The organism is Sphingomonas sp. GW821-FHT09B04, assembly GCF_059418285.1.
Genome location: NZ_JBWKPO010000002.1, coordinates 357,870 through 373,753, shown reverse-complemented (window position 1 = coordinate 373,753; position 15,884 = coordinate 357,870). Strand labels below are relative to the sequence as shown.

Annotated in this window: 17 protein-coding genes; 14 read left to right on the top strand and 3 right to left on the bottom strand. The window is 64.6% G+C overall.

Annotated features, from left to right (window positions below; all coding sequences use genetic code 11):
* Nucleotides 1-5 precede the first annotated feature (5 nt).
* Both AC07NK_RS07750 and AC07NK_RS07745 read right to left on the bottom strand, forming a co-directional pair.
* Complete coding sequence (locus tag AC07NK_RS07750; RefSeq protein ID WP_495170007.1) at nucleotides 6-1,085, bottom strand: efflux RND transporter periplasmic adaptor subunit; 1,080 nt, start codon at nucleotides 1,083-1,085, stop codon at nucleotides 6-8.
* Nucleotides 1,086-1,300: 215 nt separating this feature from the next.
* Entirely contained in the window at nucleotides 1,301-2,164 is an 864-nt protein-coding gene (locus AC07NK_RS07745) for a metal-dependent hydrolase (protein ID WP_495170006.1), read from the bottom strand.
* 46 nt (nucleotides 2,165-2,210) lie between these two features.
* On the opposite strand from AC07NK_RS07745, the gene AC07NK_RS07740 reads away from it, so the two are divergent.
* From AC07NK_RS07740 to AC07NK_RS07675, 14 genes are all read left to right on the top strand, one after another.
* A complete protein-coding gene (locus AC07NK_RS07740) occupies nucleotides 2,211-2,834 on the top strand; it encodes a TetR/AcrR family transcriptional regulator (protein WP_495170005.1) in 624 nt (207 codons plus the stop codon).
* A 3-nt stretch (nucleotides 2,835-2,837) separates the two neighbouring features.
* Complete coding sequence (locus AC07NK_RS07735; RefSeq protein WP_495170004.1) at nucleotides 2,838-4,112, top strand: alpha/beta hydrolase family protein; 1,275 nt, start codon at nucleotides 2,838-2,840, stop codon at nucleotides 4,110-4,112.
* 6 nt (nucleotides 4,113-4,118) lie between these two features.
* The gene (gene obgE, locus AC07NK_RS07730) at nucleotides 4,119-5,168 is read left to right on the top strand and encodes a GTPase ObgE (RefSeq protein WP_495170003.1); all 1,050 of its coding nucleotides are present in this window, start codon (nucleotides 4,119-4,121) and stop codon (nucleotides 5,166-5,168) included.
* A gap of 71 nt (nucleotides 5,169-5,239) precedes the next feature.
* Entirely contained in the window at nucleotides 5,240-5,464 is a 225-nt protein-coding gene (locus tag AC07NK_RS07725) for a DUF2188 domain-containing protein (protein WP_495170002.1), read from the top strand.
* A 2-nt stretch (nucleotides 5,465-5,466) separates the two neighbouring features.
* Entirely contained in the window at nucleotides 5,467-6,093 is a 627-nt protein-coding gene (locus tag AC07NK_RS07720; RefSeq protein WP_495170001.1) for a hypothetical protein, read from the top strand.
* 49 nt (nucleotides 6,094-6,142) lie between these two features.
* Nucleotides 6,143-7,246, top strand: a complete 1,104-nt coding sequence (gene proB, locus AC07NK_RS07715) for a glutamate 5-kinase (RefSeq protein WP_495170000.1) — start codon at nucleotides 6,143-6,145, stop codon at nucleotides 7,244-7,246.
* A complete protein-coding gene (locus AC07NK_RS07710; protein ID WP_495169999.1) occupies nucleotides 7,243-8,148 on the top strand; it encodes an NAD-dependent epimerase/dehydratase family protein in 906 nt (301 codons plus the stop codon). The genes proB and AC07NK_RS07710 overlap by 4 nt, the downstream gene beginning before the upstream one ends.
* Nucleotides 8,145-8,636 (top strand): GNAT family N-acetyltransferase, encoded by a 492-nt coding sequence (locus AC07NK_RS07705; RefSeq protein WP_495169998.1) that lies wholly within the window; start codon nucleotides 8,145-8,147, stop codon nucleotides 8,634-8,636. Before AC07NK_RS07710 ends, AC07NK_RS07705 begins: the two co-directional genes overlap by 4 nt.
* Nucleotides 8,637-8,865: 229 nt before the next feature.
* On the top strand, nucleotides 8,866-9,111 hold the full coding sequence (locus AC07NK_RS07700) for an acyl carrier protein (RefSeq protein WP_447728851.1): 246 nt from the start codon (nucleotides 8,866-8,868) through the stop codon (nucleotides 9,109-9,111).
* 1 nt (nucleotide 9,112) lies between these two features.
* Nucleotides 9,113-10,366: a serine palmitoyltransferase gene (spt, locus tag AC07NK_RS07695; protein WP_495169997.1), complete on the top strand. Its 1,254-nt coding sequence runs from the start codon at nucleotides 9,113-9,115 to the stop codon at nucleotides 10,364-10,366.
* A gap of 40 nt (nucleotides 10,367-10,406) precedes the next feature.
* The gene (locus AC07NK_RS07690) at nucleotides 10,407-12,377 is read left to right on the top strand and encodes an ATP-binding protein (RefSeq protein WP_495169996.1); all 1,971 of its coding nucleotides are present in this window, start codon (nucleotides 10,407-10,409) and stop codon (nucleotides 12,375-12,377) included.
* An 85-nt stretch (nucleotides 12,378-12,462) separates the two neighbouring features.
* A complete protein-coding gene (locus AC07NK_RS07685; RefSeq protein ID WP_495169995.1) occupies nucleotides 12,463-13,662 on the top strand; it encodes an LptF/LptG family permease in 1,200 nt (399 codons plus the stop codon).
* Entirely contained in the window at nucleotides 13,659-14,759 is a 1,101-nt protein-coding gene (gene lptG / locus AC07NK_RS07680) for an LPS export ABC transporter permease LptG (protein WP_495169994.1), read from the top strand. The genes AC07NK_RS07685 and lptG overlap by 4 nt, the downstream gene beginning before the upstream one ends.
* Nucleotides 14,760-14,848: 89 nt before the next feature.
* Nucleotides 14,849-15,127 (top strand): hypothetical protein, encoded by a 279-nt coding sequence (locus AC07NK_RS07675; RefSeq protein WP_495169993.1) that lies wholly within the window; start codon nucleotides 14,849-14,851, stop codon nucleotides 15,125-15,127.
* A gap of 71 nt (nucleotides 15,128-15,198) precedes the next feature.
* Here AC07NK_RS07675 and AC07NK_RS07670 read toward each other — a convergent pair whose 3' ends face one another.
* Entirely contained in the window at nucleotides 15,199-15,816 is a 618-nt protein-coding gene (locus tag AC07NK_RS07670) for a hypothetical protein (protein ID WP_495169992.1), read from the bottom strand.
* Nucleotides 15,817-15,884: the final 68 nt, after the last annotated feature.

Here is a 15,884-nt window from a genome sequence, read left to right as displayed (position 1 = left end):
GTCCTTTAGCGGACGGTGGCCTGGCCGGATGCGGGTTCGGCGGTCGGGGCGGTCGGGGCGGCCTGCTTGGCCGCATCCGGCTTGATCGCGCCCTTCTTCGGCGAAACCGGCATGCCCGGCTGCAACATCGCGATACCCGCGATGATCACCCGGTCGGTCGGGGCAAGCCCGTCGCGAACGATGCGCAGCCCTTCTACCTTGGCCCCCACTTCCACCGGACGCGGGGTCGCCTTGTTGTCCTTGCTCAGGACATAGACAAGTCGGCGGGTCTGGTCGGTGACGATCGCCTCATCGGGGATCAGCATCGCCTTATAGGTGCCCGATCCCAGCAGACGCGCGCGGCCGAACATGCCCGGCGTCAGGAAGCGGGTCGGGTTCGGAACTACGGCGTAGGCGCGAATCGTGCCCGAATTCGGATCGACGGCGCTGTCGAGGAACTCCATCTTGCCGTTCCAGCGATACTCGTTCTCGTCGGCGAGCTGGATCTGCACCGGGTTCGCCGTGTTGCGCGATGAGCCGCGCTCGCCGCGCTGATCCTGGCGCAGATTCTTGAGGTAGAAGCTCTCGGCGCCCTCAAACTCGAAGCGGATCGGGTCGATCGAAACGATGCGGGTCAGCACCGTCTGGCCGTCGGCGACCGAGTCGCCCATGCTGACCTTGCGGTCCGACATGCGGCCGCTGAACGGTGCGCGGACGGTGGTGAAGCCGAGGTTGAGCTGTGCTGCGTTCGCAGCCGCGCGGCCCGCCGCCATATCTGCAGCCGCGGCACGTTCGGCTGCGACATTGGTCTCGAGCTCTTCCTTGCTCACCGCCTGTGCGCTCGCGAGCGCACGGCTGCGTGCCGTCACCTGGCGGGCATTGGTCAGCGCGGCCTGAGCACGGGCGATCTGCGCCTCTGCCTGAGCGAGCTGTGCGCGATAGGGACGCGGATCGATCGTGAAGAGCGGCTGGCCCTGCGCCACATCCTGCCCGTCACGGAAATGAATCGCGGTGATGACACCGTTGACCCGCGCGCGGATCTCGACGTCCTGCGGCGCGACGAAACGGCCGGTATAGTCGTCCCAGTCGACGACTTCACGCTGCAAGGGGGTAGCGAACGTCACTTCGGGCGGCGGCGGCGCAGGCGGCGGCGCTGCGCCTCCGCAAGCCGAAAGCACAGTAAGAGCCAGGATGGCGATTGCAGACCGCATTGTTCTTATTCCCCTTTGCTGCGTCGCGGCAATTGGGGGGACGAAGCGAAGGTTTCAACCCCGCAACGGATAATTTCTGAAATTTTCCGTTCAGTAATTCATCTGACGATTCAGGCTGCTGCCACAACGCTGGGCATAAGTGCAGCGGAATACTCGCTTTCCGCCAGACGGATCAGGTTGCGGTCGTCATGATTCCACGGATGGAAGCCCGGCAGGAAGTAGCTCGACCAGGCCGGAATCATGCGGCGCACGACACCCGGCGAGACGAGCAGATACTTCGCCAGCGCCGCCCTGGCGCGCCAGCCGGTGACGCCGTCCTGCGCCATCAGGTCCAGAGTACCCTCGATCCGGTGCTTCCAGAAGGTTCCGCTGATCAGCAGCATCGTCAGCGCCTTGATCTTCCAGCGCCGCCAGCGGCTCATGTCGCGAGTCGCATGCAGGAAGGTGTCGTAGGCGACGCCCTTGTGCTCGATCTCCTCGAGCGCATGCCAGCGCCACAGGTCGCGGCTCTCGGCATCCGCGCCCTCGAGGTGCTTCGGGTTGCTCAGCAATTCGGAGGCGATGATCGCCGTATAATGCTCGAGCGCCATCGTCGCAGCGAGCTGAACGATCGCGGGACGCGCGCGGGCGATCTCCAGAACCTGATCGATCCGCGCCTCAAGCCGGCTGATATCATAGCCATGGTCGAGCACACGCTTGTTGAATGCGACATGCTCGCGGCTGTGCACCACTTCCTGAATGGTGAACGCCTTGATCTCGCGCGCGAGCTTGTCATCCACGCCTTCGCGGAACGCTTTCACGCTCTCGATGAAGAACGCCTCGCCCTTGGGGAATGTCACCGACAACGCATTATAGAATGCGGTCCCGACCACATCGCCGCCCAGCCAGAGCCGGTCCTGCACCTGCCCGCGCCCGAAGCGGCGGTCGCGTGGATTGATCGTCAGATCGGCGGGAGTCTTTGCGTTCGCCACCATTTTCCTCCAAGGCAGTTGCAAGTGAAATTATGCACTATTTACATCCATGTCAATAACCAGCCTCCCCGAGCGCAAACGTCTCACCCCGGAGGAATCACGCGACGCCGCACTTGAGGCGGCGCGCGCGATCCTGATCGAGGCGGGACCACAGGCGGTGACGCTCAAGGCCGTGGGCGCGCGGATCAACCGCACGCACGCCAATCTGCTCCACCACTTCGGCTCCGCCGCCGGACTCCAGCGCGCGCTCGCACGCAGTCTGGCGGAGAGTGTCTGTGCCCGCATCGCCGGCCTGATCCAGGAAGCGCGCGCCAACCAGAGCGCACGGACCGAGGACAAGGCACGGCAGGTGGTCGATCTGACTTTCGACGCGTTCGATCGCTCGGGCGCTGGCGCGCTGGCCAGCTGGATGATCCTCACCGGCAACGAGGACGCGCTGGACCCGATCCTTGAGACAATCCATCAGCTCGTCGATCAGATCGCCGAAGGTGAGGAAGAAGAATGCAGCGTCGATCTGCGGCAGGACACGCTTAGCCTTGTGCTGATGGCACTGGGCGATGCCCTGCTCGGCGAGCCGCTCGCCAGGTCGCTCGAGCTGCCGCGCGGTGCGGCCCGCGAGATCGCACTGCGGCAGCTCACCACCTCACCACGTTTTCAGAAAATCTGGGGCTAAACCATGTTGCTTGCTGTGATGACCGCCGGGCTGTCCGTTGCTGCGCCCGCTTCCCCGCCCACCTCCCCACCATGCGTCCCCGGCGTCTATGCCGGCCCGCAAGACCGCTACCGCGTTGTGCTGGAACGCACCGACACCGCACAGACCGGTGCGTGGCGCTGGGCCGCCGAGGATGGACGCTTCGGCCTCTCCAACGACGGCAGCGTCACCTGCCGCGGCGACGCGCTCGATGTGAAGGATGGCGACGCCGTCGTCCGCTATTCGAAGGTCGCACTCCGCCTCACCCCCAGCAAGTTCAGGAGCGGCGATCTGACGCTCAACGGTCTGCTGATCGAACCCCCCGTCACCCCGGGCAAGAAGCCGCCGCTGGTCGTCGCCGTCCATGGCTCGGAGCGGACCGCAGCGGTCAAATACGCCACCTATCCGTGGATGCTCGCCGCGCAGGGCATTTCCGCCTTCGTCTATGACAAGCGCGGAACGGGTGACTCGCAGGGCACTTACAACCAGAATTTCCATGCGCTCGCCGGCGATACCACCGCGGCGTCAAAGGAAGCGAAGCGCCTCGCCGCCGGCCGCTATTCGCGTTTCGGCTTGCTCGGCGGAAGCCAGGGCGGCTGGGTCGCTCCGCGCGCTGCGACTGACGCGGGCGCCGATTTCGTCGCGGTCGGCTTCGGCCTGCTGATCGACCCGCTCGAGGAAGACGCCTCGCAGGTCGCCGCCGAGCTGACCGAAGCCGGCTATGGCGCCGATGTGCTCAGGCAGGCGCGCGAGATCACCGACGCCACCGGCACCGTCATGGCCGAGCATTTCAAGCAGGGTTACGAAGGGCTCGCCGCAGTCAAGGCTCGCTACGGCCAGCAACCCTGGTTCGCGAAGATCAAGGGCGAGTTCACCGGCGATATCCTCGCGCTCGACGAGGCGACGCTGCGCCGCGAGGGCGCGGCGAAGTTCGACAATCTCGAACTCGACTGGCGCTATGATGCGATGGGCTGGCTGCGCAAGGTCAAGGTGCCCCAGCTCTGGGTGATCGCCGCCGAGGACCGCGAGGCGCCACCCCAGACCACGATCGACCGCCTCCAGACGCTGCGCCGCGAAGGCCATGACATCGCCATCGTCCGCTTCCCCGCCACCGATCACGGCATGGGCGAGTTCACGCAAGCGGCGGACGGCGAGCGTACCACCACCCGCATCACTGACGGCTATTACCGGCTGCTCGGCGATTGGATCAAAGGCCAGAATCGCCCGCCCTATGGCCGCGGCGAATTTCTCTCTAAGTAAGAAGCCATGCATTTTCTCGATCAAGCCAAAATCTATGTGAAATCCGGCTGGGGCGGCGGCGGCGCCGTCGGCTTCCGGCGTGAGAAGTACATTGAATATGGCGGCCCCGACGGCGGCGACGGCGGCAAGGGCGGCGACATCATCTTCGAGGCGGTCCCCGGTCTCAACACGCTGATCGACTTCCGCTACACCCAGCATTTCCGGGCGCAGCGCGGACATGGCGGGTCGGGCGGGAACCGGACCGGCGCGGGCGGCGACGATCTCGTGATCAAGCTGCCGGTCGGCACGCAGATTCTCGCCGATGACGAGGAACGCACGCTGCTCGCCGACCTGACACAGGCCGGCCAGCGCATCGTCTTCCTGAGGGGCGGCGACGGCGGTCGCGGCAATGCCAGCTACAAGACCAGCACCAACCGCACCCCGCGCCAGCACGGCACCGGCTGGCCGGGTGAGGAAATGTACGTCTGGCTCCGCCTCAAGCTACTGGCGGACGCAGGCCTGGTCGGTCTGCCCAATGCCGGCAAATCGACCTTCATCAATGCGGTGACCAACGCGCAGGCCAAGGTTGGCGCCTATGCCTTCACCACCACCCGGCCCCAGCTCGGCGTGGTACGTCACAAGCACAACGAGTTCGTCATCGCCGATATCCCCGGCCTGATCGAGGGTGCGGCGGAAGGCGCCGGAATCGGCGACCGCTTCCTCGGCCATATCGAGCGGTGCAAGGTCCTGCTCCATTTGGTCGATGCGAACGACGAGGACGTCGCCACCAGCTACCGTATCGTCCGCGACGAACTCGAAGCCTATGGCGCCGGCCTGCTCGACAAGAAGATCATCGTCGCGCTCAACAAGATCGACATGCTCGACGACGAACTGATCGCCGCGCTCTCCGCCGAGCTGGAAGAGGCAAGCGGCGCCGAGGTCATCGCCATCTCCGGCGCGGCGGGCATCGGCGTCGACTGGGCACTCGACAAGCTGCTCGAAGCGATCGGCCCCGACCATGCCCGCGTCACCGACGACGACGAGGGCGTGGACGAGATCGAATGGTCGCCGATCTGACATCGCGCGGTTGTACTGGCATCACCCAGCACCTCTGCTTATGTTAGGAAGACCACACACGGAGATTCAGCATGTCCAAGAAGGGGCAGCACGTAGTTCCTAACGATGGAAAATGGAGCGTTCGGAAGGCCGGCGCATCGCGAGCCAGTAGTACGCACGCAACGCAAGATGACGCGATCAAAGCAGCGACGAAAATCGCAAAAAATCAGAGAACCGAGCTGTACATTCACGGGCGGGATGGACGAATTCGTGAAAGGAATTCATACGGGCACGACAGTCATCCTCCAAAGGGGTAAGATTGCCGATACCATTCGACAGATCGATCTTCATCAACTGCCCGTTTGACGAAGATTTTGCCCCGATACTCCAAGCCATCGCCTTCAGCGTAATAGCCTTGGGTTTCGTACCCAGATTAGCGCCTGAAAACTCCGATAACGCAGCGACACGTCTAGATCGAATCTGCGACCTGATTCGAGAATCGAAATATGGAATACATGATCTGACACGGTGCAAATCAACCGCTGAAGATCAATATGCTCGCATGAACATGCCGTTTGAGCTTGGCGTCGATCATGGATGCAAAAAGTTCGGATCCGGAGACCTCACGACCAAAGCGATCCTTATCCTTGAACGAACCAGATATGACTATCAAAAGTGTTTATCTGACATCGCTGGTTGGGACATTCATGTCCACGATGAAGATTTCGAGGAAGCGGTTCGCAGAGTTCGGGATTGGTTGATCGATAAGGCTCATGCCAACCCAATCGGCACAACGAAAATACTAAGCAAATACGCGGCATTCCAAGAATGGTATTGGGAAAGAGAATCTGCAGCTGGCGCTTCCGAGGAAGACATTCGCAAATACCCAACCCGCATTTTTGTAACGGCCATGCAGGATTGGATGGCTGCCGGAGAACCCGCCTGACTTAGAGACAGTTGGCCACTGCGCCATCCCGCGCTAAGCGCAGCCCACCATGCATCTCTTTCCGCCCGCCTCCTGCCCGCGTCTCGTCGTCAAGATCGGTTCGGCGCTGCTCGTCGATCCGGAGGGCGCGATCCGGCGCGACTGGCTGGAGGGCATCGCCGCGGACATCGCCGCGCGGGGGCAAGCGGGACAGCAGATCGCAGTCGTGTCCTCGGGCGCGATCGCGCTCGGTGCGCGGCGGCTGAAACTCGCCAAGGGTGGCCGCGCCAGTCTTGAGGACGCGCAGGCCGCTGCTGCAACCGGCCAGATCGCGCTGTCGCAGGTCTGGGCCGAAGTGCTCGCCGCCAACGATCTCACCGCTGCGCAGATGCTGGTGACGCTCGACGATCTCGAGGATCGCCGCCGTTATCTCAATGCCGCCGCGACGCTCGGCCGCCTGCTCAGCCTCGGCGTGGTGCCGGTGATCAACGAGAATGACAGCGTCGCCACCGCCGAGATCCGTTTCGGCGACAACGACCGGCTCGCTGCACGCGTTGCGCAGGCCGCGGACGCCAGCGGCGTGGTGCTGCTCAGCGATATCGACGGGCTGTACGACCGTAACCCCGCCCTCCCCGGCGCAATCCATATCCCGGTGGTCGATCGGATCGACGGGCGGATCGAGGGAATGGCCGATCGCGGTTCTGCATCGGGCATGGGTTCGGGCGGAATGGTGTCGAAGATAGAGGCTGCGCGCATCGCCGCCTCGGCCGGCGTGTCGCTCGCCATCGCCAGCGGCCGGGTCGACCGCCCGCTCTCGGCCGACGCCCGCCACACGGTCTTCATGCCCGAAAAGCGCACGCGCGCGCGGAAAGCCTGGCTCGCTGGCCGCCTGACCGCCAAGGGAAGCATCACCGTCGACGAGGGCGCAGCCCGGGCGCTGACCGAAGGCTGCAGCCTGCTCGCGATCGGCGCGACCGCGATCCGCGGCATGTTCTTCCGCGGCGATCTCGTGACGATCGAGGGTCCCAACGGCCCGATCGCCCGCGGTCTGTCCGAATATGACGCCGCCGATGCGCAGGCGATCCTCGGCACCCGCAGCGACGATCAGGGCGAGATCCTCGGCTACGCCCCCCGCTCCACGCTGGTCCACCGCAACCATATGGCGCTGCTGTGACCATTCTCGCGCTCACCGGCGCCACCGGCTTTGTCGGCAAGGCGACGGTCGAGCACGCGCTTGCCCGTGGCATCCATGTCCGCGCACTCACTCGGCGCGAACAGCCCGCGCGCGAGGGCGTCAGCTGGATCGCGGGGGATCTCGACCACGAAGATGCGCTCGCCCGCCTCGCGAGCGGCGCCGACGCGGTGATCCATATCGCCGGCGTGGTCAACGCGCCGACTCCCGAGGGCTTTATCCACGGCAATGTCGACGGTACCCGGCGCATGGCCGCCGCCGCGGCATCGATGGGCGTGAAGCGGTTCGTCCATGTCTCGTCGATGTCGGCGCGCGAGCCGCAGCTCTCGCAATATGGCCGGTCGAAGGAGCTCGCCGAGGCGGAGGTCCGCACCTCCGGTCTCGACTGGACGATGATCCGCCCGCCCGGCGTCTATGGCCCCGGCGACATGGAGATGCGCGATATCTTCCGCATGGCAAAACAGGGGATCGTCCTGTTGCCGCCCAAGGGCCGCATCTCGCTGATCCATGTCGCGGATCTCGCGCGCTTGCTGGTCACGCTCGCGCTCACCGATCCCGGCCGCCACATCTATGAATGCGACGACGGCGTCGACGGCGGCTACACCCATGCGCAATTCGCTAGCCTCGTCGGCGAAGCGGTGGGCAAGCGTCCGATCCCGATCTCCGTTCCGCGCGCGCTGCTCCACCTCGCTGGCCACGCCGACCGTTTCTTCCGCGAAGCGAACGCCAAGCTTACGCCTGACCGCGCAGCCTATCTCAGCCACCCCGACTGGACAGCCGACCCCGGCCGCCGCCCACCCGCCGCGCTATGGGCTCCGCAGATCTCAACGCCCGCAGGCCTTGTGCAGACTGCGGCATGGTATCGGGCGGAAGGGTTGCTTTGATCCACCTGCGCCCGTTCGAGGAACGCGACTGGCCGGTGGTCCGCGCGATCATCGAGGACATCGTCGAAGCCGGCGCCAGCTATACTTATGATTCTGGCCTGTCCGACGAAGCCTCCCGCGCGCTCTGGATCGAGACCGCCCCCGGCCAGACCGTCGTCGCCGAAGGTCCCGACGGGACGATCCTGGGCACCGCCAAGATGGGCCGCAACCAGCACGGCCCGGGCAGCCATATCGCCAGCGCCAGCATCATGGTCGCACGCGAAGGTCGCAGACGCGGAGTCGGCCGGTGCCTGGGTGAGCATGCCGTCGTCTGGGCGACGGAGGCCGGGTTCAGCGCGATGCAGTTCAACGCGGTGGTTTCGGACAATCACGCCGCAGTGACATTGTGGACGTCGCTCGGTTTCACCGTGATCGGTCGGGTTCCCGATGGCTTCCGTCATCGCGACGGCCGCTTCGCCGATCTGCTGATCATGCACCGCAGGCTCTGACCAGCCTTGCAATGTTGGAGTTCGCCTGCTCCGCTCGGCGCGCCTTGGGGCCGCTCTTTGACTCCGTCGACCGCTTGACACTCTGCGCGAAAAACATGCGTTTCGTGTCAGGTTGCCCAGAGAGGCGTGTCCAGTTCGATCATTATGGGTAGGCCAGCCCTGCCCCGGCTTGACCCCGTTTCCGCCGCAATCGCTTGGCACTTGGCCCTGGGCAAATTAAGGACCACCCATGAGCGACCGCAATGATATCTTCACCACCGTCTCCGGCCTGATCGAACCCTTCAACAAGAAGGGCATCGAGCTTGCCGATTCCACCACCTTCGCGGGTGACCTCGAGTGGGACAGCCTCACCGTCATGGACTTCGTCGCCGCGATCGAGGACGAGTTCGACATCATCATCACGATGAACATGCAGGCCGAGATCGAGACCGTCGGTCAGCTCGTCGATGCCGTTCAGAAGCTCAAGGCTGCCTGACATGACCGATTCCATCGCGACGCCGGACGCACCGATCATTCCGGCGGGGGCAACACCCGACCTGATGAGCAAGTTCGACGGGCTGATCGCCGAACGTCAGGCGCTGCTCGACAGCGGCGTCACCGACCCGTTCGCGATCGTGATGGAACAGGTGAAGTCGCCGACCGAGGCGGTGATCAAGGGCAAGGACACCATCCTGCTCGGCACCTACAATTATATGGGCATGACCTTCGACCCGGACGTGATCCAGGCCGGCAAGGACGCGCTCGACCAGTTCGGCAGCGGCACCAATGGCAGCCGCATGCTCAACGGCACCTTCCGCGACCATATGGAGGTCGAGGCGGCACTGCGGGACTTCTACGGCACCACCGGCGCGATCGTCTTCTCGACCGGCTACATGGCCAATCTCGGCATGATCGCAACGCTGGCCGGCAAGGGCGACTATGTCATCCTCGACGCCGACAGCCACGCCAGCATCTATGACGGCTGCAAGCAGGGCTATGCCGAGGTCGTTCGCTTCCGCCACAACAGCGTTGAGGATCTCGACAAGCGCCTCGGTCGCCTGCCCCCGGAGGCCGGCAAGCTGGTGGTGCTCGAGGGCGTCTATTCGATGCTCGGCGACGTCGCCCCGCTCAAGGAAATGGTCGCGGTCGCCAAGAAGCACGGCGCGATGGTACTGTCGGACGAAGCGCACTCGATGGGCTTCTACGGCCCCAATGGCCGCGGCGTCTATGAGGCGCAGGGGTGCGAGGGCGATGTCGACTTCATCGTCGGCACCTTCTCCAAGTCGGTCGGCACCGTCGGCGGCTTCTGCGTGTCGAACCACCCCAAGTTCGAGGCGATCCGTCTCGCCTGCCGCGCTTATATCTTCACCGCGTCGCTGCCGCCCAGCGTCGTCGCCACCGCGGCGGCGTCGATCCGCAAGCTCCAGTTCGCTCACAACAAGCGCCAGCATCTGTGGGAAAATGCCCGCGCCGTGCATGCTGGTCTCACGGAAATGGGCTTCAAGCTCGGCACCGAGACCTGCGACAGCGCGATCATCGCCGTGATCCTCGACGATCAGGAACAGGCAGTGACGATGTGGCAGGCGCTGCTGGAGAGCGGCCTCTACGTCAACATGGCGCGTCCGCCCGCAACCCCGGCCGGCACCTTCCTGCTCCGCTGCTCGCTTTGCGCTGAGCATACGCCGGAGCAGGTCCAGCGTATCCTCGCGATGTTCAAGGCCGCGGGTCAGGCCGTCGGGGTGATCGCCTGAGGGCTGGCCACACCGTGGTTGCGGCCCTAGAATCGCGGTCATGAGCGAAAGCGCCGGACTAACCCAGCGGATCGCGCGGCTCGACTGGCGCGCCGTGATGATGATCCTGATCGCCGTGCTGGGGGTCGGGGTGCTCGCGGCACTGATCACAAACCAGCGCGCCGCCGATGCCGAACGCGACACCGCACTCGCGCGGCAGTCGCAAAGCTATGAGGTGATGATCCTCGCGCAGAGCCTTGCTGGCACGATCGCGAGCGCCGAAGCGACGCTGGCGCGTTATGTCGTCAGCGGCGAGGAAAGCGTAGGCCGCGACTATGTCGCCGAATGGCAACGCGCCGAAGGCCAGCTCACCCTCCTCGCCCGTCGCACCCGCGATCATGATCCGGAGAAGGACATGATCGCGGAACTGCGCGCCGCTGTAGAAGCGCGTGGCAAGGAATTGTCGCAGATCGCGCTCAACACCCGCTTCAAACGCAACCAGGCAGCCTATGCCTATTTCGACGAGGCGAGGCGCTCGCCCGTCCTCCCGCGCATCCGCAACCTTCTTGATCAGATCGTCGCCGCAGAGCGCAGGCTGCTCAACGAACGCTCCCGCCGCGCCCGCCTCACCTCCACGGCGGCAGAAGAGGAAACGCGCAATCTGATCCTGTTCGGGATGCTGATCGTGCTGGGCGCGATAATCCTCGGCTGGATCAATGTCCGCGCAATCCGGGAACGAGCGGCTTCCGCGGCGGAAGCGCAGGCGCAACGCGAGCGCGCGACCGAACTTGAGGCCGCAGTCGCCGCCGCCACCGCGGGGCTTCAGGAGGAAGCGCGCGAACGCGCCGCCGCCGAGGCGCAACTACGCCAGGCGCAGAAAATGGAAGCCGTCGGGCAGCTCACCGGCGGGATCGCACACGACTTCAACAATATGCTCGCAATCGTTCTCGGCGGCCTCGAACTTGCAAAACGTCATCTGCCCGAGGGCGCCACGCAATCCGTGCGGCATATCGACAATGCCAGCGAGGGCGCCAGCCGCGCCGCAACGCTGACCCGCCGCCTGCTCGCCTTCGCGCGCGCCGAGCCGCTCACGCCGCAGGCGATCGCCCCGGTCGAGCTCATCGCCGGGATGACCAATCTGCTTGAACGCACGCTGGGCGAAGGCATTCTCGTCCAGACGCGCACCGATGCGTCGGGCTGGCATGTCTGGGCCGATCGCCATCAGCTCGAGAACGCCCTGCTCAACCTCGCCGTCAACGCCCGGGATGCGATGGATGCTCGCGGCACACTGACCATCGCAACCGGCTATGCCGCGCTTGAGGGGGAAGCTGGAACTGAGTGTGCGCCGGGCAACTATGTCACTATTGCGGTCTCCGACACCGGTGCAGGCATGACACCCGACGTGGTCGAACGCGTGTTCGAGCCATTCTTCACCACCAAGCCGGTCGGCAAGGGTACAGGCCTCGGCCTCAGCCAGATCTTCGGTTTCGTCCGCCAGTCGGGCGGCGAAATCCGGATCGATTCGGCGCCTGGCGAAGGCACCACCGTCACGCTCTACCTCCCCTGCCACGGCGCCGCGGAAACGGCGACGCCGGACACCGCCCGGAAGATCGGGCCACGCACGGAACCGCATCGCGCGCTCGATATCCTGCTGGTTGAAGACGATCCGCGGGTGCTCGCTGCCACGCTCGCCGCACTGGAGGAACTGGGCCATCGTCCTGTCGCATGCGACGATCCGTTGGCCGCGCCGCGCATCGTCGCGGGCCTCCATTCGCTGGATCTGGTGGTCAGCGACGTGATCATGCCCGGGCAGACCGGGCCGGAGATGATCGCAGCCCTGGAGCCGCAGCTGGATGGCGTCGCGGTGCTCTACGTTACCGGCTATGCAGGAGACGCCGCAGATCACGACCGGTTCGGTGGTCGTCTGGTATTGCGCAAACCCTTCACCCTCGCCGCGCTGGAGGCAGCAATCGCCGATGCGGTTGCCGCTCCAACCGGCAACGAAGCCACACCCGCGACCGCAGCGGGCTAGATTTAACCGTGCCGTACGATATAGCGTTGGATCACAGTCGGCTTGCCGGCGCCAACCCGAAGATCAGGCCGCAGACCCTCCCCGCATGATCGCTCTCGACCGCTACCTGGCGCGCCTGATCGCCGTACCGCTGGTCGTCAACCTGTTCATCGCGGCCATGTTGCTGGTTCTTGATCGCATTCGAATCCTGCTGGATTTTGTGGCGACTGAAGGCGGGCCGGTTAGCGTGGTGTGGCGGATGCTCGCCAACCTGCTTCCTGAATATCTCGGGCTGGGTATCCCGATCGGCCTCATGCTCGGCATCTTGCTTGCGTTTCGCAAGCTGGCCACTTCGTCCGAGCTCGACGTGCTGCGCGCGGTGGGGATGAGCTATGGCAGGATGCTGCGCGTCCCCTTCATGTTTGCGATTGCGCTGGCGGGCCTGAACCTCGCCATCGTCGGCTTCATCCAGCCGCTCGCTCGCTACAATTACGAAGGGCTGCGGTTCGAACTACGCTCCGGTGCGCTCGGCGCGTCGATCAAGGTGGGCGAATTCACCAATATGGGCGACCGGATGACACTCCGGATCGAAGAGAGCCGTAACGAGGGTGCCGATCTCTCGGGTATCTTCGTGAGTGCCCGCGCTCCTTCCGGAGACATCGTCTCAGCGACTGCCGAGAAAGGCCAGTTCCTGCGCACCGACGATCCTGACGTCATCATCTTCCGGCTGACCAAGGGCACGCTGATCCACCAGTCGTCGAAATTCAAGGTGCCGCGTGTGCTCACCTTTGATGCGCATGACCTGCCGATCGATCTTCCGCGGTTTGAGCAGTTCCGCCAGCGCGGCGAGAACAAGCTCGAACTGACCTTGCCACAGCTCGCGAAGCTCGGACGCGATTCCAACGTGCCGGAAGCCGAGCGCGCGGTTACCCGCTCCGAGTTTCATTTCCGCGTGGTCGAGGTCGCTACGATGTTGCTGCTGCCGTTCCTGGCGCTGGCGCTCGGGGTTCCACCCAAACGATCGACTTCGGCGCTCGGCGTGTTCCTGTCGATCGTGATGATCGTCACCTATCACAAGATCAATCAGTACGCGCAGGGTGTGGGTGCGCGTGGGGTGGTCGATCCGATCATTGCGCTGTGGGGGCCGTTCCTGATCTTCGCCGCGCTGGTGTTCTGGATGTACTATACGATCGCGTATGTGCCGGGCGGCCAGCCGATCGGCGCCCTCGAGAAGTTCTTCGCGAAAACGTGGAAGGCCATCGCCAAATGGCTGCCCGGACGGCGGCGCAAGGCGGCGGGCGCATGAACCCGATCACCGGCTTCTTCCCGTCGCGGACGATCTTTCTCTACATGGCGAAGTCGTTCCTGATCAGCACCTTTGCCTTCCTGTTCGGGCTGGTGCTGATCCTGCAGACGCTCGACCTGCTGAGCGAATCGGGTCGCATCCTTGCTCATGCCGGCAATGGCGACGCACAGATCTGGCGCTATGTGAGTCTGCGCACCCCCCAGATCATCGCGACCTTCCTGCCTTTTTCGGTGCTGCTCGGCACGATCATCACCCTCTCGACACTCAATCAGAACAGCGAAGTGATCTCGATGAAGGCCTCTGGCCTCTCGGCGCATCAGGTGCTGGCGCCGCTGCTGCTGGCGGGACTGGGTGTCGCCGCGATCTCCTTCACCTTCAACGACCGCGTCGTCTCCCGCTCCAGCGCTACGCTCGCGCAATGGAAGAAGGTCGATTACGGCGTGCTCCCGATCGATCGTGGCGACCGCAGCAATGTCTGGGTGCGCGACGGCAGCCACCTGATCCATGCCCAGCAGATCAAGGGCCGGGGCGAAACGGCGCAACTGTTGAACGTCACCGTCTACGAACGCGATGGCGCGGTCCTCAAATCGCTCGTCCGTGCTAAGACCGGCCGGCGCGACGGCATGGGCTGGCGCGTGGACGATGCAGAGCGGTTCGACGTCGCGACCGGCGTGCTCACGCCGCTCGGCAGCACAATCGTCGGCGAGGGCGTCCGGCCCGATCAGTTCACCTTGTCCAATGTCGATGCCGATTCGATGTCGTTCGGCGAGCTCAGGGAAGCGATCGACGATCTGAAAGCAGCTGGCCGCCCGACCAAAGCGCTTGAGGGGTCACTGTGGCACAAGCTGTCCGGCCCGCTTTCGGCAGTGCTGATGCCGCTGCTCGGCGCGGTTGCCGCGTTCGGCATCGCCCGCTCGGGCAAGCTGTTCGTGCGCGCAGTGATCGGAATGGGCCTTGGCTTCCTCTATTTCGTCGCCGACAATTTCGCGCTCGCAATGGGCAATCTCGGTGCCTACCCGCCCTTCCTCGCCGCATGGGCGCCGTTCCTGCTGTTCGCAATGATCGGCGAAGCAGTGCTGCTCAAGACCGAAGAATAGAGTAGCGCTGGACGGTACGCTGCCGCTATTCTCGGGCCAGTGTTTGATGTAAATCACACACAATATTCTTGGACCGAACGGAGAGAGTGATGATTTCGACGCTGATCCTTGTTGCACTTGGGCTGGCGACGACGCCTCCCGCTACCGCCAAAGGCCCCGTGCAGGGCACGACCGAAGCGACGCCGGAATCGTCCGCCGATGCCAAGAAGGTCTGCCGCCGGATCACGACCACCGGGACTCGCCTGCCTAAGCGCATTTGCCGCACCAAGGCGGAGTGGGACTCTGATGCGGATCAGGTGAAGCAGGACGTCCGGACTGGCCCCGGCAACGCGGCACGCGACCCGTTCATGGCCGACAAACCGTTCTAGTTACACCGCCCGCATATGGATAACGGGCTTCACGCAGCGTGTGGGAACACGATTGCGTGAAGCCTGCAGTCTCAGGATGTGCTGGCCGGATTGATCGCCTGCCTGACACCCCGATACAGCGCCGTCGCAGCCAATGCCCGCAGCGACTGGAGGTCGACCACCCCCGCTTCCCCGGGGTTGGTGCAAGAGGGCACCCCCTGCGCGAGCTGCTCCCCGGCCGTGCGCTCCGCGTCGCTGCCTGGGCTACTCATCACCAGATCCTGCGCAACCTTCGAACGCCGGGCCACGAGGCACAGCGCGAAATCTTCCGAAGCGTTGCGCGATGGAATCCGGTTCAGTTCCGCCGATACCCGCTTGATGTTGACCTGCCCCAGATCCTCCTTGATGAACTGTTCGGCAAGTCCCGCGACGATGCTGGTATGGCGCAGCGTGATCTCCGTCGGCCGGCTGCCCGTGCATCTGTCGTCGCCGGAACCGATCGTCTCCAGCAGATCGGTCTGCCCCTTGCTGAGGTAGGGTTGCGCCAGCACCTCGCGTGCCCAGCGCGGGCGCGCCTGGGCCAGGCACATGGAAAGGGCGCGTACCGCCGTCCGGTCTGCGGTCGTATCGGAATTGGGTTGCAGCGTCGCTGCAGGCGCCGCGCCCTGCGCGACGCTGGTGGCGACGAATAGTGCAGCTAGCGTGAGCATCGGTATGACCCCCTGGTTGTTGCCAGGTCATCATGCGCCGCAATCTTCCGCCCGACAAGATCGGGATA